This is a genomic window from Mycoavidus cysteinexigens, assembly GCF_003966915.1.
Lineage (GTDB): Bacteria > Pseudomonadota > Gammaproteobacteria > Burkholderiales > Burkholderiaceae > Mycoavidus > Mycoavidus cysteinexigens.
Map to the genome: position 1 here is coordinate 2,009,776 of NZ_AP018150.1, position 18,525 is coordinate 2,028,300.

The following is an 18,525-nucleotide window of genomic DNA, read 5'->3' on the forward strand; positions in this document are numbered from 1 at the left end:
AGCTAAAAACACATTATGACTGATGCCACCCCAATGCCGACCAGTATTCATGAGCGGCAAGAAAAGTTAAACGCATTACGCGCGCAAGGTTGCGCCTATCCAAACGATTTTCGGCCCAGCCATCAAGCCAGCGAGCTCCACGCCCAATATGCGGAGGCTGACAAAGAAACGCTCGCAGCGCAGGCGCTCGAAGTGACCCTTGCCGGACGCATGATGCTCAAGCGTATTATGGGTAAAGCCAGCTTCGCTACGATTCAAGATGGTGCGGCGCAAATTCAATTTTTTATTACTCCCGCCGAAGCCGGAGCCGAAGCCTACGAAGCGTTTAAAAAATGGGATCTCGGCGATATTATCGCAGCGCGTGGTTTACTCTTTCGCACCAATAAAGGGGAGCTGTCAATACGCTGCACCAACCTACGGTTATTGGCGAAAGCCTTACGCCCGCTACCCGACAAATTCCATGGGCTCGCTGATCAGGAGATGCGCTATCGGCAACGTTATGTTGATTTAATCGTTACGCCAAGCACCCGCAAAACCTTTATAGCACGCACGAACGCGATTTCATCTATCCGCCGCCAGATGGAAGCCGCGGATTTTCTGGAAGTTGAAACGCCCATGCTGCACCCGATCCCGGGCGGAGCAGCCGCCCAGCCTTTCTCGACGCATCATAATGCGCTCGATATGCAAATGTTTTTGCGGATTGCACCCGAGCTTTATTTAAAACGGCTGATTGTGGGCGGCTTTAAACGCGTCTTTGAGATCAACCGTAATTTTCGGAATGAAGGCGTCTCGCCGCGACATAACCCTGAATTTACGATGATGGAATTCTATGCCGCCTATACTGATTATCAATGGCTGATGGAGTTCACTGAAAAACTGATTCAACAAGCGGCGATTGACGCGTTAGGCGCTGCCCAGATTCACTATCAAGGCCAACCGCTCAACCTGACTGCGCCCTTTCAGCGCTTAAGCATCACGCAAGCGATCACACACTATAATAGTGTCTACCGTGACGCACCTTTAGACGATAAACAGTTTTTGATCAACGAGCTTGAAAAGCTCGGCGTGAATATTCACGATGCCAAATTTCTCAATGCCGGCATTGGCGCGCTACAGCTCGCATTATTTGAAGAAACGACTGAAGCCAAGCTATGGCAGCCGACTTATATTATTGATTATCCGCTTGAAGTCTCACCGCTAGCGCGCGCATCAGATACCCAACCCGGCCTTACCGAGCGCTTCGAGCTCTTTATTGCTGGCCGTGAAATTGCCAATGGCTTTTCTGAATTGAATGACCCGCAGGACCAAGCCATGCGCTTTAAAAAACAGGTCGAACAGAAAAATGCGGGGGACGCAGAAGCCATGTACTATGATGCCGATTATATTCGCGCACTTGAATATGGGATGCCCCCTACTGGTGGTTGCGGTATTGGCATCGATCGGCTGGTTATGTTATTAACTGATAATGCAAGTATTCGCGATGTGATTTTGTTCCCGCATCTACGGCGCGAAGATTCAGCGTAACACGATTAGGCGATTGTCTATGTGCACCTTCTTAATTTCATACGTATTCAACAATTCCTTACAAATTTAAACAACTGTCAGCGCGCGGATCACCGACACTACGTTTCATAGCAAATGAAACGTCTGTCAACGGGATCCAGCATGAAAAATTCAAGCGCGCCTGCAACCCACCATTCTACTCAACTGCACCCACTGGTTACGCTAGCCACGGCGGCCGTACTGATCACATGCTTAATCGTGGTCGCCACCGTTACGGGCGTCTTGCCAACCGCATTCAGTAAAACCAAGCCCGACCAAGCGCTACCGAATTCAAGCGCGCCAAATAATTTAGCGCAGATCATGCCTGCGCCGGTCGCAACTGATGCACAACTCCTGCACAACGGGCAAACCGACGGCCCCATCCAGCCTGCCGAGCTTGCCTTACAACCTAAGCAACTCAATCCCGCTCAGCCCGCAGTAGGTCAATCACAATCCACCGCGTCATGCATATTGTGCGGCGTAGTTGAATCGGTACGAGTCGTGCAACTGCCTGGCCATAGCTCCGGTGTTGGTGCACTAGGCGGCGCCATCGCAGGCGGCGTCGTCGGCAATCAATTTGGCAGTGGCGGCGGCCGCACTGCAATGACGCTTCTTGGCGCTTTAGGTGGCGGGCTCGCCGGTAATTCAGTCGAGCGCAATATCAACACCCAAGCCATCTACAAAGTCAGAGTGCGCATGGAAAACGGCTACCGGCGGACCTTTACTTATCACTATGCGCCTCCTTATCAACCTGGTAATCGAGTGCGCGTCCTGCACGGCTCGCTTTCACGCATCACCTAAGCCCTAAACGCTTAATCTAGTCAACCGTTTCAATCTGGGCAAGTTATACTAATGGGATGAAACTCGCAAGCTGGAACATTAATTCACTCAACGTCCGCCTACCGCATGTTATCGACTGGCTTAGCGCTAATCCAGTCGATGTGCTTTGTTTGCAAGAGCTCAAGCTGCCAAATGAAAAATTCCCTTATGCACAGTTAAAAGCCATCGGCTATCACAGTTTCTATTTAGGCCAAAAAACCTATAATGGGGTAGCCATCCTCGCGCGGGACAGCATGCCATTTAATGAAGCTAGCATTCAACGCAATATTCCAGGCTTTGAGGATCCGCAGCAACGGCTGCTTGCAGTTACACTGGACGGCATCCGGATCATTTGCGCCTATTTTCCGAACGGTCAAGCGCCAGGAACCGACAAATTCGCTTATAAACTCAAATGGATGGACGCACTCAGCGATTGGTTGGCGACCGAATTGGCCACGTACGACCGGTTAGCCTTACTCGGAGATTATAATATTGCCCCAGCCGAGTGCGATGTACACGATCCATTAGCCTGGGAAGGGCAAAATCTCGTTTCTCCCGTTGAGCGAGCGGCATTTGCCAAACTTTGTTCACTAGGTCTTACCGACGCCTTCCGCTGCTTCGAGCAGGCTGAAAAATCTTATAGTTGGTGGGATTACCGCATGCTTTCGTTTCGTCGCAATGCCGGACTTAGAATTGATCATATCCTGTTATCGCCCCCACTGACTGCGGCTTGCGAGCGCTGCATCATTGATAAAACCCCGCGTGGCTGGCTCCAGCCCTCTGACCATGCCCCAGTCATTGCTGAAATCAGAGATTGACTATTAGCAGTGGGGCTGCAGCGCCCAAGCCAAAATTTTATTTAAACAGCGATAACTGAGTGATGATCTGCCTTACCAGTTGATTCACCGCAGCAGAAAGGGGCCGGCCTCGCCTAACAAATAAACGGCTCTCCGTATTGCTCAGGATAAGATTTTCGACCTCCAAAGGAACCAAGCCATGAACTTCTTCAACTTCTGGTTTTAGACTCGTCACCATAAATGCCACCCCCTTGCCGGCATTCACAAACCGTTCCAGCACAGTAATTGAATTAGTCGTCAAAGTGGGGGTTAATCTTATTTTCTCCGACTCCTCTAATGCTTGAAGTATTTGCGACAACCCTGCAGAAGAGGAAAAAAGCGCTAGTGGATAGCGCAAGACATCCGCTACCGTAACCTTATGCTGACGAGCCAACACATGATTTTTGCCTACCACCAAACGCACTAACCGTTTCGCTCGAGCACAGGAACGCAGTTCAGGAACATCTGGCGGATTATGCGCCAAGCCAATATGCGCAATATCTTGCATCACCTGGGTCACCGCTTCATTGGTCAATACCGTCTCGACATGAATCTTTAAGCGAGGATACTGTCGACAAAAGTCATTCAGTACGTCATCCATCAGCGGCCCAATGTACCCTTGATTCACTGCAAGGCGGATATAACCACGCTGTAGCTCACGCATTTCCTGCAGATAGGTTTCTAAACGCTTTTGGTGCGAGTGGCAGCTCCGGCAATATTCAAGCACAATTTCAGAAGCTTCATTCGGCTGCAAACCACGTGGGTGACGCTCAAATAACGTCACGGCCAGTTCTTTTTCCAACAATCGAATTTGCCGAGTCACCACTGAAGGGGCGGTATTCAAAGTTTCTGCTGCTTCACGGATAGAGCCTTGGGTAAGCACTTCGTAAAAATACTGCATGCGCCGTTGGTTAATCTCGTTCATTAATTTGCCTTTATTTCACGCTAACGCCCGTAAACAGCGTTGCGCCAACAAAACTCCAAGAAACATTGAAAAAACCTTTAGACTGGCCTGCTTCTGTTAACAAAGCCCTTGCTTTTTCTATATCAAATAACTCGTCTTTGCGCTCACCATTTATGCAAAACCTTCCCGCCACAAAAGTAGCTTTAATCATAACCTTTTTAAGGTTAACTTAGGGATACTTTCCTAAGTACGATAAGCTCACAGAGAAATTCTAGATTTATTTGGCATAAGATAATAAAAATCATGCCGTCGCGTAAGAGGTCGGATAAGGAAGGGCTATTACTAACCCTCCCTCTCCTAAGAACCGTGCAGGCGAGTCACCTCGCACACGGCTCAAGCCAAGAGTCCAGCGCTGGCTAAGGCACCGGGCAGTCTAACAAACTGGCTGCCTGAGCAATATACGCCTGGAGCCATTTCGCCCTTCTGGTAAAATCGAACCAGTTGACCTGGTTTCTTAATTCACCTGGGCGCGCAAGCGCACAACAAACCTAAACGGTCTGCCTCATCTGCTTTCCCGCGTATAACGGTTTGCCAAGATTTCTTGCCCACTCTGACCAAGAGCAAGTCTGCTCGCTTTCGCGCAAGAGAATGTTTCACTCTTTATCCCCCTCATTACAAGGCGGCCTTCGCTTTTTGCTCCTTCCTGTACCCGCAGCGCCAACAGCATTCCTCGCGGTTTGCCTACCATTTCTGGCAGCGTTACGGGCTTATCCTGTTCCGCTTGAATTTCAGTGCGAGTCGGATCCCTCTTCTTTGCCGGCGGTTGTTTGTCCATGTTGGCCGAACTTTGAGCGACCAAACCTAACCGCGTACCATTTTGGTTCAGGCCCAGCACCTTTGGCCTGTTCATTTTAACGACAATTACAGAGATTCACGTGTGTTGATCGTATTCGCACATCCCTAGCCCCTCTCCGCTTTAGTGCTAGCAGATTCGGCTTTGCCTCGCGGCTCGGCTTACCGATTACTCGGCGGTTACATTGTCATCGGAGCTTCACACCGGACCGTTGCCAGCCCCGCATGTCCGACTAGGGAACGATTGATGGAGCAATCGGTCTTATCTGGTTATATTTCTCCTGTAAGACAGAAATTCAAACGACTTTTCAGGTCGCACCAAAGTTCAGATGTCGCATGTCATGCTCGAGCTCCTTGATATAGGAGCGAGGTATGGCTGCACCAGATACGATTACCATGAAGATGCAGGAAGTAGATCGACTTAAAGTGATTCAGGCTGTGGTAGATGGTTTATTAATGCCGTGGAAAGCAGCAGAATGGCTTGACTTGAGTCGTCAACAAATAGAACGTAGCTGCGGGTTAAACGGGAAATTCAGACAAAAATGGCTTGTTTAAGCTCAAAAATTGCACACCATTTCATTGATTCTGTATTTTTCAGTAGCAATTTTCATGCCTGCGGAAATTCTCCATTAAATCAACGTTTCCTTAACTGGAAAATAGCTATATGATTATCCTTTCACCCCTTGCGCCATTTGGCGCACAGCGGGTAGATAGCGATCCCAGGTGGATAAACCCGACACCCCGAGCCTGCGCGCCACGTGTTCTACGGTGATTTCGGGGTCAATATTGATTTAGTAAATTGGATTGAGGGATTTTATAATTCATATTGTTTGCATTCCGCAATTGATTATCAATCTCCTGCTCAATATGAACGTCATTTAAGTTTCTGCAATAAAAAATGACTGTACGTCAAAATCGGGCAGGGTTACTGCTTCTTCAAAAACTGTATCAATTTTCAATTGCGGTTGACACCACGAGGTTCCATGCAGATCGAGTTACTGGAAATCAGCGAGCATTTTCATCGCTTTCCCCCTTTCGACGCCCTGCCCCAGGAAACCCTGGAAGCCATCGCCCGACGCGTCGAGGTCAGCTACTTCAAGGCCGGCAGCGAGATCCTCGAGGCCGGTGCCGTCATTCACGACCTGCATTATGTGCGCAGTGGCGCAGTCGAAATCTATCGGCGCAGTGGCGAGCTTTACAACCGTCTGGTGGAGGGCGATATCTTCGGTCAGGCCGGCCTGTTGCGTAGTAACAAGGTTCGCTTCCCAGCACGGGCCCTTGAAGACAGCCTGATCTATTTCATCCCAGCGGATGTTTTTGCCCAGCTGTGTGAGCGATATGACAGCTTCGCCGATTTTGTCGAGGCCGAAGGTCACTCAAGGCTGAAGTCGGCGGTCGAGGCCCAGGGGCGTGCAAGCGAACTGATCCAGCTCAAGGCCCGTGCGCTGATTTCGCGGGATCTGGTCTGGGTAACCCCCAAGACTAGCGTCCACGAAGCCGCACGGCTGATGTCCCAGGAAAGTGTCTCCTGTATCGTGGTCCTGGAGCCGGCCGGGCAAAATCCGGAAAAAATGCTCGGCATCGTCACCGACCGGGACCTGCGTACCCGCGTGGTAGCCGCCAACCGCACTGGCGACACCGCCATCGGCGAAGTGATGTCGACCGATCTGGTGGTCATCCAGGACGATGACTCGTTGTTCGAAGCCATGTTGTGCATGCTCAGGGGCAATATTCATCACCTGCCGGTGGTCCACAAGGGCCGTACACTGGGCCTGATCAACCTGTCGGACATTATCCGGCACGAGTCCCAGAGCAGCCTGTACCTGGTTAACAGCATCTCCAACCAGACCTCCGTCGACGGCCTGCGATCGCGGCACAGGGATCTGCGCGGCACCTACATTCGCATGGTGCGCAATGGCGCGACGGCCCATATGATCGGCAGCGCCATCTCGGGCATTGGCCGCGCCTTCACCCAGCGATTGCTCGAATTGGCCGAGCGGGAGCTGGGACCGCCTCCGGTTCCGTACTGCTTCATGGTGCTGGGATCGATGGCGCGGGACGAGCAATTGCTGGTCACCGACCAGGACAACGCACTGGTGCTGGACGATAGATTCGACCCGGCGCAGCACGACGAATATTTCAGGAAACTGGCCACCTTCGTCAGCGACGGGCTCGCACAATGTGGCTATAGCTACTGCAAGGGCGGCATCATGGCAACCAATGTCCAATGGCGTCAGCCATTGCGGGTGTGGCGCGACTATTTCAGCCAGTGGATCGAGAAGCCGAACGCCGCCACCCTTCTCAACAGTTACATCTTCTTTGATCTGGACGGGGTCTATGGTCAGCTGGACATGGTGGACGCGCTAAAGGCACTCTGCGCTGAAAGATCCAGAGTGACGCCCGCCTTCCTAGCGGCGATGGCCCGTAATGCATTGAACCGGACGCCACCGTTAGGTTTCTTTCGCACATTTGTGATGGAAACCGATGGCAGGCAGAAACAGATCATCAACCTCAAGGGCCGTGGTACAGGGCCCCTGACCGACCTGATCCGCATCCATGCCCTGGCTTGCGGGACCACAGCGCAAAACTCCTTTGATCGACTCGAAGCCATCAGCACCACGCAGCTGGTGCAACCCGAAGCCATCGAGCATTTACGCTACGCACTGGAATTTCTTTCGATGGTGCGCATTCGACACCAGGCCAATGCCATCGAACAAGGCCACAAACCGGACAACTACATCGAGCCTGAGCGCTTTTCCACGACTGAGCGTCACAACCTCAAGGAAGCGTTTCAGGTATTGAGTAATGCGCAGAAATTCTTGCGGTTCCGTTATCCCGGTCATGCCCGGCCAACACGATGAACCACCCACAGACCCCGAAGGGGCAGGAAACTCTAGACTGGGCGGCACGCTTTAAGCTACTAGCGCAGCAAGCCCGGCACCCCCTGCTGCAGCGTTTCTATCAGGCTGGCGTCATCAGCGCCCAGACCCCGCTGGAGCAGGTAGAACTGCTGGCCATGGACCTGGAAACCACCGGTTTGGATGCGCTCACCGACAGTATCGTCAGTATCGGCCTGCTACCTTTCACCCTGAAGCGGATACGCTGTGGCGAAGCCTTGTATTGGGTGATCAAGCCTTCGCAGCTGAGCCATGAATCGGTGACGTTTCACCGCATCACCCACGCCGACGTCCGCCATGCACCTCGGTTGCCGGACGTCATGAAAAAAGTGCTGGAGACCATGGAAGGGAAAATCATGGTCGTGCATTACCGAGCCATTGAGCGCAACTTTCTAGATCAGGCGTTACGCCACCACTTCGGGGAAGGCCTGCATTTCCCGGTGATTGACACCATGCAATTGGAGGCGCGACAGGTCTGCGGTGATCGCGGTTGGCTTTACCGGCTGTTTCGGCGGTCCCCTGCCTCTATCCGGCTAGCGGACAGTCGCGTGCGCTACCATCTGCCGCCCTATCACGCCCATCATGCCTTGACCGATGCCCTAGCTACCGCGGAGCTGCTGCAAGCGCAAATAGCCACTCACTACAGCCCATCCATCGCCATCAGGCAATTGTGGGATTGAAATGACATTGTGGCGAGGGAGCACGCTTCCTCGCCACAATGGGGTTAACACTTTACTAATGGGTCAGGCTCGCGGTTCAGACATCAATCCCTTGACCAGAGAAATACAGCCCAGCAGCAAGACAATGGCAAACGGTAAACCCGTGGAAACCGCCATGGCTTGCAACGCGATCAAACCTCCGCCCAACAACAGGGCAATGGCAATCACCCCTCCGATGATGGCCCAGAAGACACGCTGTGGAACGGGCGCATCGACCTTGCCGCCGGCGGTGATCGTATCGATGACCAGGGAGCCGGAATCCGAAGAGGTGATAAAAAATATGATCACCAGCACGATACCGAGCAGTGACGTGATTTCCTTAAGCGGGAGCCTTTCGAGCATGGCAAACAGCTTGAGCTCCAACACCGCATCCTTGACCCCGCTGAGACCCTGGAGAGCGGTTTGGTCGATGGCGGTTCCGCCAAAGGTAGTCATCCACAATACCGACACCAGCGAAGGCATTAACAGAACCAATATCAAGAACTCGCGGACGGTACGGCCACGGCTGACACGGGCAATGAACATGCCTACGAAAGGCGACCAACTGAGCCACCAGGCCCAGTAGAACGCAGTCCAGCCTTGGGTGAACTTGGTATCTGTGCGACCAAAGGGGTTGGAAAGTGCCGGTAAATATTCAGCATAGGTCACCAGATTCTTAAAGAAGCCGGTGAGGATAGCCAGAGTTGGCCCAACCACAATAATGAACAATAGCAGCAACAGCGCCAGGCCCATGTTGATTTCGGAAAGCAGCTTGACGCCCTTCTCCAGCCCGGCGAGCACCGACCAAAGGGCAATCAGGGTGATGCCGATGATCAGCACGACTTTGCTCACGTTGGTAGATTGAATGCCAAACAGGTGTTCAATCCCCGCTGCGGCCTGCTCGGCACCGATGCCCAGCGAAGTCGCCAGCCCGAACAACGTGGCGAATACCGCCAGGATGTCGATGATGTGGCCGGGCCATCCCCAGACGCGCTCACCCAGTATTGGGTAAAAAATCGAGCGTATCGAAAGCGGCAAGCCTTTGTTGAAGGAAAACAGAGCCAAGGATAACCCAACGATGGCATAGATGGCCCAAGGGTGCAGGCCCCAGTGAAAGATCGTCGCGGCCATGGCCAGGTCGGCGGAGGCTTTCATGTCGCCCGCTGCGCCGCCCAGAGGGGCCCAGTCGGTACGCGCCCCGGCGGCGTCGAGTGTGACACCTCCCATGGCCGCAGAGTAATGGGACATGGGCTCTGCCACACCGTAGAACATCAGGCCAATACCCATCCCGGCGGCAAACAGCATGGAGAGCCAGCCCAGGTACGAATAATCCGGCGTGGCATCCCTGCCGCCCAATCGAACCTTGCCCAGTGGCGAGACAATCAGCGCCAGACATAACACCACAAAGATATTGGCGACACTCATGAAGAACCAGGCCAGATGCTCAGTCAACCAACTGCGCATAGCGCTGAAAAGCGGTTCGACTTCATTCTGCAGTGCAAGCGTTACGATGACGAACAGCAGAATAGTAGCCGCGGAGATGATGAAAACTTTACCGTGAATATCCAGGGAAAAAGAGAACTGACCTCGGATATTGTCCTGCCCGATAACGTAGTCGGTGTCGATAAGGTTGGCTTTGCCGCTTGGGGCGGGTATCCCCTCTATGCTGGTTGACTGGGATTGTCCTGATAGATCGTCTACAGGGTTTTTACCCACGAGAAACTCCTTTTATTAATGGCATGCTTCGGCGTGCAATGGTCTGATAGGTCCCGCTGTTCCTATGGTAAAAACGAGATGTGTGCACCTGTATTAGAGTTAGCCCATTTTTTGCAAACAGCTTTTTTCAAAAATAATAGGTAACATATAATTGATAGCATAGTGCCTAGGCTTGAGGTTGTACCATGCCTCAATCCAGGTAAATACGGCTAAGCGTGCTTCTACTTTACTTTTAAAACTGCAACGGTTGAGTAATTCACATTCAAGGCTGGCAAAAAAGCTTTCCGCCATCGCATTATCATAAACATCCCCCACGCTGCCCATAGAAGATTTTACGCCCATTGCCTTGCAGCGGCTGCCAAAAGCAAGACTAGTGTATTGACTGCCGCGATCGCTATGATGAATGATGTTTGCATGCGCATCAGCCGCGCCACATGCTGACGACTCACAATCCAACGCTGTTCCATGAGTTCAGCACGCACACGGGGCATACCATAGGTGGCATCTGATTGAGCATGTATAGTGCGAATGCATACTATCAGTTTCAAATTTGCTTGCTTACGACGACTTGGCGCTCGCGTCAAGCATAGTATACACTGCGTGAAATTCCAAGAACGCGGCATAATACCTGTAAAGGCAAGTCGGCCTGATTCCCCATTAAAAGCTCGAAGAGGGGGTGAACATCTTCTCGCCTTTGGCGGCAAACCAGGCCGTAGCCTTTGCCAGAATATCTCGCTCCATTTGGAGTTGACGTACTTGGCGGCGTAATCGACTCAGCTCTTCGCGCTCAGCAGTACTCAGACTGGTTGTACTTAATGCGGTATGCGCTGGAGTAGTGGATGCTTGGGTTACCCATTTCTTGATCGTCTTGGCATAGCAACCAAATTCTTGTGCTAACTCATTAGCACTTTTACCAAGCTGCACCAATTCGATCATTTGTTGACGAAATGCTGCCGGATACGGCACTCTGGATTAACTCATCTTGGACTTCTTTTAGGTCCAAGCTAGTTACAGTGTGGCGAAATCAACGCATCGATAATATGAAGGCAGCGGCCGAATGGATTCCGGAACCAGATACAAAGACCCCTTTCTTGCCCAACTCATCACTCATTCGACGCTGCCTACATTCAGGTCACGCTAAGGCAATTTTTAATGTCGCCGCCGCTTTTTACTTCTGGAGTTAATCACCCAACCTGGTTTTTTATTATTTCTGATGCATTAAATTTTCTTTATCTCTCTTTCCATTTTCTACTTAAATAAGAAAAATGTCAGCTTAAACCTTAACTACCCCCTTATCAAAAGGGGGCAAAACTTGCTCACTCCAAACCCACACCCGTAAATAACACAGCGGTAAGATAATTCACTTTGAAGTTGGTCACTTCCTTTCTAGTTGCTTGGTAAACTGCTACGTGGGTAAGGGGCGTAAAGGGTTGTTCACGAATAAAAATCTGCAATGCTTCTTTATAAAAAATCTCGCGTTCAGTGGGGTTTATTGTCTCGCGCGCCTTTTGGATATATCCATCAAACGATGGGTTGCACCATTGCGCATAATTGTTGTTATTTCTTTCCCCACAGGTCAATAATACCCCCAACCAATCGTCTAGATCAGGAGAGCCGGTCCAGCTCGTTAGCGCGACATCATGTTCACCGGCGCGCGCGCGCCTAAGGTATTCGCCCCATTCATACAACCTAATGCTCGCTTCTACACCCATCTTACGCCAATCGGCCTGAATCATTTCAGCCGCGACTTCTGTTGATTTATGCAACGGGTTTACCCACAACGAAAGCTTTAAGCCATTTGGATAGCCTGCCTGCGCCAATAATTTTTTGGCTTCTTGCAAATTATATGACCGATTCGCATGGGGTCCATCTTGCCTCCAAAATACCGACGGGATGGGTATTTCCGCTACTTTCCCAGTCCCACGGAAGGCGATCTGGTTAATCGACTCTTTATTAATTGCCATATCCAGTGCCTGGCGCACGCGAATATCGTCAAACGGCTTATGCGACATATTGTAAGCCAAATAATGAAGAATCAGAGCGGGTCGGCTGAATAACTTGAGATTCGGCTCGCTCTTGATTGCATCCAGGTCATCTAGATTCGGATGATTAATCACATGGCATTCTTTCTTCTTAAGTTTTTGCAACCTTAATGCAGGATCAGGCGTAATTAAAAAAACCAACTTTGATACTTGTACGTCTTCTGGCTTCCAATAGTTGGGATTGCCATCAAAACGGATTGATACGTCTTTGGTATAGTCATTAAAAATAAAAGGGCCCGTGCCAACTGGCCGCTGGTTAATATCAGCCGCCTTGCCCATTTTTAACAATTTTTCCCCATATTCAGCGGACAAGATTGAAGCAAAGCCCAATCCCAAATTCATCAAAAACGGGGCATTAACCGATTTTAAAGTGAAGCGCACCGTGTAGTCATCAAGTTTTTTAATTTCTACAATTTCTTTGTCCAGGCCCAGATTAGTAAAATAGGGAAACGGAACGGGATAAGCCTTGCGAAATGGATGTTGTGGATCATGCATCCGCCCAAAAGTAAAGAGTACATCGTCTGCATTAAAATCCCGCGTAGGCTTGAAGAACGATGTTGTATGAAACTTTACGGCACGCCTTAAATAAAAGGTATAACGCAACCCATCCGGCGAAATCTCCCAATGTGTAGCAAGGCCAGGTCCAATTTTCATGACATCGCGGTCAAATTCGACCAGCCGATTATGGACTGTGAAAGCACCCGCTGTATATTCAACAGACGCGCCCGCTTGGGAAGGATCAAAGCTTCTTGGACTGGCTTCAGAACAATAAAGAAGGGTTTTATTTGGGAGTGCCGCATATGCCGGACGGGGCAAAATAAAGACAAACAGCAGGGTCAGCAACAGCGCCATCAATGCAAATATCGATACCGTGCTATGTAGAGTGCGCATCCAGTTATTCTTTTCCATGAGTTCCCCTTGCGTGCTGCAAAAAACTAAATTAATCTAAACGAACTCTCGTTCTAGCCTCTTGCCAGACAGAAAAAACTACAAAAACTGACCATGCTTCTATATCTACAGATACTCGCGCACTTCCCCATAGGACCGGTATCGAACAATTGATTTTTATCAAAACCTTTTTATTACTTTATACAAAAAAAAGTAAACATCAAGTAACAAACCTATATTTCATCTTGAGCGCCGTCAGGCAGAATTCAAATGGTCAAAGAATCAAGCTAACTCACGCGCACACTTGAGAAACGCTCCCCCCTCACCCAACAAATATTTGCTTTCACCTCAATCCTTTTCTAGTCGGCCTGATATTATTACAGCTATTTTTTATATAGGGATCCCGTCAGATCCCTTAATTGAAAAGCGATAATTTAGTTTCAGCTTGCTTTAAAAGCTGATTTATCGCGGCAGAAAGCGGCCGCCCCTGCCTCACAAATAAATGAATCTCTGGAGCAGTTAGAATCGGGTGATCAATTTCCAATGCAATCACTTCGCCGCTAAGAATCTTTGGATTAGTCATCGCAGGAGCCAGAAATGCTAGACCGCCACCTCTGATAAATTCTTGCAACACAAGCACTGAGTTCGTCGTCAATATCGGCGCTAATCGAATTTTTTCTGTCGCCTCTAAAAGTTGAATTGTCTGTGCTACGCCAGAAGTAGCGGACATCAGACCTAAAGGATAGTCCATCACATCCGCAATAACGATTTTACGTTGTTGATTAATCAGCGGATGGCCTTTTCTGACAAGCAAACGGATAGGACGCTTGGCTCTCAAATAACAATGAATATCAGGATTTTCCGGTGGATTATAGGCCAGCCCTATGTGCATCTCATCTTGAATAACTTGCGCCATAATCTCAGTGGTTAACAAAACTTCAACATGAATATTGAGGCGCGGGTACTGCTGGCTAAAATCATTGAGCACATCGTCCATTAATGGCGGAACATACGCTTCATTAACTCCAATCCGAATACTCCCGCGCTGCATGCCACGCATTTCTTGCAAGCAAGATTCCATATACTCTTGACTCGCATTACACTGCCGATAATATTGCAATACAACGTCGGCGGCTTCGGTAGGGACGACGCCGCGCGCACGCCTCTCAAAAAGAGTCACCGCCAACTCTTCTTCAAGCAAACGAAGCTGTCGGGTAATCACTGAAGCAGCAACATTTAAGTGCTCTGCCGCACCACGAATCGTTCCACGCGCAAGCACTTCATGGAAATAACGAATACGTCGCTGATTAATCTCTTTAAGCATTTTCTTGCGCGGAGAGCCCGGGCTTTTACACCAAGGAGGGATAGCGCATCACAGATAACGTGACCTGTTCCCCGCATTGCCTTTCTCAAAACTATCCTGCATTAAACATGTGCGCCCACTGTCAATTTGACCCATATACTAAAAACTTATAGCACTAAGCAGTTCATGCTCAATTCTTTTAATTATTCAAAAGGCAAACGCTTTACCACTATACTGCTTCTGCTCTAAATCTGATTGATATTAACACTGAGGTAAGCTGCGCAGGGGAGACTTCTTATTTTTATGTTGTTTTATTCACAAACCGGTTATGCGCTTAATAGAGGAAGAAACCATCGTGCTCGTAAAGCACTAGGGAAATTTAATTATTCAAAAATTCGAATGATACTATTTATTTTTTTAATAATTAAAAACTATACATAAAGTCAATGCCAAAGGAAAATACACCGTGAAACTCTGTTGCCTTTTCCCTTGGCCGGTCACCCCCAAATCTGGGCGTTTAAATAAGAGCTTATACGCTCGCCTCAAGCTTCTTCATACCCCCTAGATAAGGTTGCAACACGTTTGGCACGCTGATTGTGCCATCCGCATTTTGGAAATTTTCAAGCAGCGCAACTAAAGTACGCCCCACTGCTAAGCCCGAGCCATTTAGCGTATGGATAAGTTCAGGTTTACCCTGCCCCCGCCGAAAACGCGCTTGCATCCGGCGTGCTTGAAACGCTTCCATATTTGAACAGGACGAAATCTCGCGGTAAGTGTTTTGTGATGGCAGCCAGACTTCGAGATCGTAGGTTTTTGCACTGCCAAAACCCATATCGCCGGTACACAGTAAAACTTTCCGATAGGGCAATTCAAGTTTGTGCAAAACCGCTTCAGCGTGGCTCACAAGCTCTTCGAGCGCTTGATCAGATTGCTCAGGCGGCACAATTTGCACCAGCTCCACTTTTTCAAATTGATGTTGGCGAATCATGCCGCGCGTATCACGGCCATAACTACCTGCTTCCGATCTAAAACATGGCGTATGGGCAACCCATTTGAGCGGTAATTGATCCGCTGTAACAATGGTTTCTCGCATCAAGTTAGTGAGCGGAACTTCAGCGGTTGGAATGAGGTAAAAATCTTCAGACGCATTACTTTCGCCACTGGCTTTATGCGGCACTTTAAATAAATCTTCTTCAAATTTAGGTAACTGACCGGTGCCGCGCATAGAAGTGGCGTTGACAAGGTAAGGAACCTGAATTTCTGTATAACCATGCTGATTGATATGCAAATCCAACATAAATTGGGCCAAAGCACGCTGTAACCGTGCGAGCGGGCCGCGTAGCACCGCGAAACGCGTGCCACTGAGCTTGACTGCGCTATCAAAATCTAGCCCCAACGGCAGCCCAAGATCTACATGGTCTTTAATTTCAAACTCAAATCGACACGGCGCACCCCAGCGACTTATTTCAGTATTTTGCGTTTCGTCGCGGCCCAGAGGCACACTCTCATGCGGCAAATTAGGGGTATCCAGCATAAATTCCGTTAACCGTGCTTGCAGCTCGTGAAGCCGTAACGCCGAATCTTTGAGAATATGGTTAATCTCGTCCGCTTCAACGATAAGCGCAGAACACTCTTGCGCGCGGCTTTTTGCAATGCCAATTTGCTTGGCAAGGCTATTACGGCGCGCTTGCAGCTCTTCAGTGCGCACTTGCAGCTCGCGGCGCTCAGCCTCCAGTTTCATAAAGGTTGCACAATCTAACGTGTAACCGCGGCTTTTAAGACGGTGCGCGATAACATCAAGGTCTTTACGCAATAGCTGGATATCAAGCATGGACAATAAGATAGGATGAACAGGATAAACTATGATTCTAACGTAGGTTTTAAGGTGGCGCTGCGCTTATGTTTTATTGAAAAGCATTGGCGAACCAGAACGAACACAGTAAAAAGGGGGCGTTATACCCCTTTTCATTTCTTTCCTGCCTCTTCGTCCCACTTCCTCAACAGAGCCAGCTTCTCGCCAATCTTAATTTCCAAGCCTCTTGGGGTTGGTTGATACCAGCCCGGCTCTGTCATGCCGTCAGGCAAATAGGCCTCACCGGCAGCATAGGCATTGGGTTCATCATGAGCATATCGGTATTCATGCCCATAGCCCAGTTCCTTCATTAATTTGGTAGGAGCATTGCGCAGGTGAACCGGCACTTCGCGGCTCTTGTCCTGCTTCACGAAGGCTCTAGCCTGGTTGTAGGCGTTGTAGCCAGCATTGCTTTTGGCGGCAACAGCCAAGTAGATCACTGCTTGGCCTAGTGCCAGCTCGCCTTCGGGGCTTCCCAACCGTTCATAGGTGAGAGCCGCATCGTTGGCAATCTGCATCGCCTTTGGGTCAGCAAGCCCGATGTCTTCCCAGGCCATGCGTACGATCCGTCTTGCCAGATACCGCGGATCAGCCCCACCGTCCAGCATTCTCGTTAACCAATAGAGAGCAGCATCAGGATGCGAACCACGCACCGACTTGTGCAAGGCCGAGATCTGGTCATAGAAATTGTCCCCACCCTTGTCGAAACGCCGACTGTTTAAGGTCAAGGCGTTCTGAATGAAATCGGCGTCAATTTTCTTAACATCAGCAACGCCCGCAGCCGTTTGACACTGTTCCAGCAGGTTCAAGAGTCTTCTAGCATCACCGTCTGCATAACCAATGATGGTGCCCCTTGCCAATTCATCAAACTCAAGATGATCCAGTACTTTTTCTTGCGCTCTCTTCAAGAGTTGTTTTAACTCTTCTTCTGTCAACGACTTCAGCACGTAGACCTGTGCACGTGACAGCAAGGCCGAGTTCACTTCAAAAGAAGGGTTCTCAGTCGTGGCGCCAATAAACGTCACCAAGCCACTTTCCGCATAAGGAAGAAGAGCGTCTTGTTGGGACTTATTGAACCTGTGAATCTCGTCTACGAACAAGATGGTGTGCTTGCCCATCGCCAAGTTCTGTTCTGCCTGCTCCATAGAGGCCCTGATATCTTTCACGCCCGAAAACACTGCGGATAGGGCTATGAACTCGCACTTGAAGGCCGTGGCCGTGAGCCTTGCTAAGGTGGTCTTACCAACACCCGGCGGCCCCCAGAGGATCATAGAGTGCGGCTTGCCCGACTGGAAAGCCAGTCTTAGGGGCTTGCCTTCACCTAGTAGATGAGACTGCCCAATCACCTCGTCCAAGGCCTTAGGGCGAAGGGCTTCAGCGAGTGGTGCAGCAGGCTTCTGTGCGAACAGATCAGACACGGCTTGCCCTTACAGAACATAAGGCACGAAGATGAGGCGCGATACAGTTTATCCCTGAACCACGTCTACGTCTTGCGGCACCGTGAATTTAAAGCGATCAGGAGGTATGCTCGGGTTTTTCTTCATATCTGTGAAAACCAATAAAGTGACGTTTCCAAACAGATCAAATAATTTCATGGCCTCTAAATTTCCTTTTCGAAAGCCTATGAGAATGCGTTGAAATTGCGTGTCAGCAGCTCTGGGTTTTAGCTCAAGCCAATTTAATCCTGCTTCTTTACCAATATCGCGCAACTTAAAATTTTTATTAAGATCATTGCTGCCAAACAAAATCGCTGCCGGGCTGACCCCTAGCACACCGTCAAGCTTACGCTTGATAACTTGCTTGAGCTCTTTATCGTACACATAAAAATATGTACCGTCAGACTGCAAAATTTGGCGAGAAGGCTCTTCATAAGTCCAAATAAATTTACCGGGCCGCTCAAATAAGAAGAAGCCGCTTGATTTGCAGCATGCTTCTCGCGGCCAGGTACCCGGATCATTCACATCTTTCATGCGCTTTGGATCAGTTTTAATCTGCTGCTGCACAAAATGGCCTTTCGCCGTTTGTACTTGGACAATAAAATTATTGAGCTGCTCAGTAGCGGCAGGAGACTCACTAGCATAGACAGGCGACAAAACATTGATCGCTATGAATACCGCCGTTAGTCTTTTAAGTCCAAGTTTAATCTTTAATAAAGTTGCTGTTTTAAGCTTCATTG

At 49.7% G+C, this 18,525-nt stretch carries 17 protein-coding genes and 1 pseudogene; 6 read left to right on the top strand and 12 right to left on the bottom strand.

All coding sequences use genetic code 11. The features are described 5' to 3' along the window. Positions 1 to 15: 15 nt before the first annotated feature. The 3 genes from lysS (at position 16) to xth (ending at position 3,179) form a co-directional block, all read left to right on the top strand. Complete coding sequence (gene lysS, locus MCB1EB_RS08565) at positions 16 to 1,524, top strand: lysine--tRNA ligase (RefSeq protein WP_045365171.1); 1,509 nt, start codon at positions 16 to 18, stop codon at positions 1,522 to 1,524. Positions 1,525 to 1,665: 141 nt separating this feature from the next. Further along, complete coding sequence (locus tag MCB1EB_RS08570) at positions 1,666 to 2,343, top strand: glycine zipper 2TM domain-containing protein (RefSeq protein ID WP_045365168.1); 678 nt, start codon at positions 1,666 to 1,668, stop codon at positions 2,341 to 2,343. 56 nt (positions 2,344 to 2,399) lie between these two features. Then, positions 2,400 to 3,179, top strand: coding sequence for an exodeoxyribonuclease III (gene xth, locus MCB1EB_RS08575; protein ID WP_045365165.1), 780 nt, complete (start codon positions 2,400 to 2,402; stop codon positions 3,177 to 3,179). A gap of 37 nt (positions 3,180 to 3,216) precedes the next feature. Here the strand turns inward: xth and MCB1EB_RS08580 are convergent, their stop codons facing one another. The 3 genes from MCB1EB_RS08580 to MCB1EB_RS12100 form a co-directional block, all read right to left on the bottom strand. Next, complete coding sequence (locus MCB1EB_RS08580) at positions 3,217 to 4,122, bottom strand: LysR family transcriptional regulator (protein ID WP_045365162.1); 906 nt, start codon at positions 4,120 to 4,122, stop codon at positions 3,217 to 3,219. Positions 4,123 to 4,132: 10 nt separating this feature from the next. Then, positions 4,133 to 4,312, bottom strand: coding sequence for a hypothetical protein (locus tag MCB1EB_RS08585; protein ID WP_026921234.1), 180 nt, complete (start codon positions 4,310 to 4,312; stop codon positions 4,133 to 4,135). Between the two features lie 351 nt (positions 4,313 to 4,663). After that, positions 4,664 to 5,011, bottom strand: coding sequence for a hypothetical protein (locus tag MCB1EB_RS12100; RefSeq protein ID WP_161566174.1), 348 nt, complete (start codon positions 5,009 to 5,011; stop codon positions 4,664 to 4,666). Positions 5,012 to 5,325: 314 nt separating this feature from the next. On the opposite strand from MCB1EB_RS12100, the pseudogene MCB1EB_RS08590 reads away from it, so the two are divergent. The 3 genes and pseudogenes from MCB1EB_RS08590 to MCB1EB_RS08600 all read left to right on the top strand — a co-directional run. Continuing rightward, positions 5,326 to 5,463 (top strand): annotated as a pseudogene (locus tag MCB1EB_RS08590) (ISNCY family transposase); the annotation flags it as partial. Positions 5,464 to 5,936: 473 nt separating this feature from the next. Next, positions 5,937 to 7,814, top strand: a complete 1,878-nt coding sequence (locus MCB1EB_RS08595) for a DUF294 nucleotidyltransferase-like domain-containing protein (RefSeq protein WP_045365156.1) — start codon at positions 5,937 to 5,939, stop codon at positions 7,812 to 7,814. Further along, positions 7,811 to 8,530, top strand: coding sequence for a 3'-5' exonuclease (locus MCB1EB_RS08600; protein ID WP_026921236.1), 720 nt, complete (start codon positions 7,811 to 7,813; stop codon positions 8,528 to 8,530). The genes MCB1EB_RS08595 and MCB1EB_RS08600 overlap by 4 nt, the downstream gene beginning before the upstream one ends. Before the next feature lie 63 nt (positions 8,531 to 8,593). Here the strand turns inward: MCB1EB_RS08600 and MCB1EB_RS08605 are convergent, their stop codons facing one another. The 9 genes from MCB1EB_RS08605 to lolA all read right to left on the bottom strand — a co-directional run bounded on the left by MCB1EB_RS08605 (position 8,594) and on the right by lolA (position 18,523). Next, on the bottom strand, positions 8,594 to 10,264 hold the full coding sequence (locus tag MCB1EB_RS08605; RefSeq protein WP_045365153.1) for a BCCT family transporter: 1,671 nt from the start codon (positions 10,262 to 10,264) through the stop codon (positions 8,594 to 8,596). 99 nt (positions 10,265 to 10,363) lie between these two features. Further along, positions 10,364 to 10,606: an integrase core domain-containing protein gene (locus MCB1EB_RS12790; RefSeq protein ID WP_045365150.1), complete on the bottom strand. Its 243-nt coding sequence runs from the start codon at positions 10,604 to 10,606 to the stop codon at positions 10,364 to 10,366. Further along, entirely contained in the window at positions 10,597 to 10,812 is a 216-nt protein-coding gene (locus tag MCB1EB_RS12795) for an IS3 family transposase (protein WP_438819610.1), read from the bottom strand. The genes MCB1EB_RS12790 and MCB1EB_RS12795 overlap by 10 nt, the downstream gene beginning before the upstream one ends. Before the next feature lie 109 nt (positions 10,813 to 10,921). Further along, positions 10,922 to 11,230, bottom strand: coding sequence for a transposase (locus MCB1EB_RS12800; protein WP_431311536.1), 309 nt, complete (start codon positions 11,228 to 11,230; stop codon positions 10,922 to 10,924). Positions 11,231 to 11,580: 350 nt separating this feature from the next. Then, positions 11,581 to 13,215, bottom strand: a complete 1,635-nt coding sequence (locus MCB1EB_RS08615) for an ABC transporter substrate-binding protein (protein WP_045365140.1) — start codon at positions 13,213 to 13,215, stop codon at positions 11,581 to 11,583. Between the two features lie 394 nt (positions 13,216 to 13,609). After that, positions 13,610 to 14,518, bottom strand: coding sequence for a LysR family transcriptional regulator (locus MCB1EB_RS08620; protein WP_045365137.1), 909 nt, complete (start codon positions 14,516 to 14,518; stop codon positions 13,610 to 13,612). Between the two features lie 508 nt (positions 14,519 to 15,026). Continuing rightward, positions 15,027 to 16,328, bottom strand: a complete 1,302-nt coding sequence (gene serS / locus MCB1EB_RS08625; RefSeq protein ID WP_045365134.1) for a serine--tRNA ligase — start codon at positions 16,326 to 16,328, stop codon at positions 15,027 to 15,029. Positions 16,329 to 16,462: 134 nt separating this feature from the next. Next, positions 16,463 to 17,767: a replication-associated recombination protein A gene (locus MCB1EB_RS08630; protein ID WP_045365131.1), complete on the bottom strand. Its 1,305-nt coding sequence runs from the start codon at positions 17,765 to 17,767 to the stop codon at positions 16,463 to 16,465. Between the two features lie 48 nt (positions 17,768 to 17,815). Beyond that, entirely contained in the window at positions 17,816 to 18,523 is a 708-nt protein-coding gene (gene lolA / locus MCB1EB_RS08635; protein WP_026921244.1) for an outer membrane lipoprotein chaperone LolA, read from the bottom strand. Between the last annotated feature and the right edge of the window lie 2 nt (positions 18,524 to 18,525).

What these genes read in the sequence shown, in the direction of transcription:
- MCB1EB_RS08585 (WP_026921234.1), bottom strand. Translation starts at nt 4,312, where the DNA reads ATGATTAAAGCTACTTTTGTGGCGGGAAGGTTTTGCATAAATGGTGAG.
- MCB1EB_RS12790 (WP_045365150.1), bottom strand. Translation starts at nt 10,606, where the DNA reads ATGGGCGTAAAATCTTCTATGGGCAGCGTGGGGGATGTTTATGATAAT.
- serS (WP_045365134.1), bottom strand. Translation starts at nt 16,328, where the DNA reads ATGCTTGATATCCAGCTATTGCGTAAAGACCTTGATGTTATCGCGCAC.
- MCB1EB_RS08620 (WP_045365137.1), bottom strand. Translation starts at nt 14,518, where the DNA reads ATGCTTAAAGAGATTAATCAGCGACGTATTCGTTATTTCCATGAAGTG.
- lolA (WP_026921244.1), bottom strand. Translation starts at nt 18,523, where the DNA reads ATGAAGCTTAAAACAGCAACTTTATTAAAGATTAAACTTGGACTTAAA.
- lysS (WP_045365171.1), top strand. Translation starts at nt 16, where the DNA reads ATGACTGATGCCACCCCAATGCCGACCAGTATTCATGAGCGGCAAGAA.
- MCB1EB_RS08600 (WP_026921236.1), top strand. Translation starts at nt 7,811, where the DNA reads ATGAACCACCCACAGACCCCGAAGGGGCAGGAAACTCTAGACTGGGCG.
- MCB1EB_RS08595 (WP_045365156.1), top strand. Translation starts at nt 5,937, where the DNA reads ATGCAGATCGAGTTACTGGAAATCAGCGAGCATTTTCATCGCTTTCCC.
- xth (WP_045365165.1), top strand. Translation starts at nt 2,400, where the DNA reads ATGAAACTCGCAAGCTGGAACATTAATTCACTCAACGTCCGCCTACCG.
- MCB1EB_RS08580 (WP_045365162.1), bottom strand. Translation starts at nt 4,122, where the DNA reads ATGAACGAGATTAACCAACGGCGCATGCAGTATTTTTACGAAGTGCTT.
- MCB1EB_RS08570 (WP_045365168.1), top strand. Translation starts at nt 1,666, where the DNA reads ATGAAAAATTCAAGCGCGCCTGCAACCCACCATTCTACTCAACTGCAC.
- MCB1EB_RS12100 (WP_161566174.1), bottom strand. Translation starts at nt 5,011, where the DNA reads ATGAACAGGCCAAAGGTGCTGGGCCTGAACCAAAATGGTACGCGGTTA.
- MCB1EB_RS08615 (WP_045365140.1), bottom strand. Translation starts at nt 13,215, where the DNA reads ATGGAAAAGAATAACTGGATGCGCACTCTACATAGCACGGTATCGATA.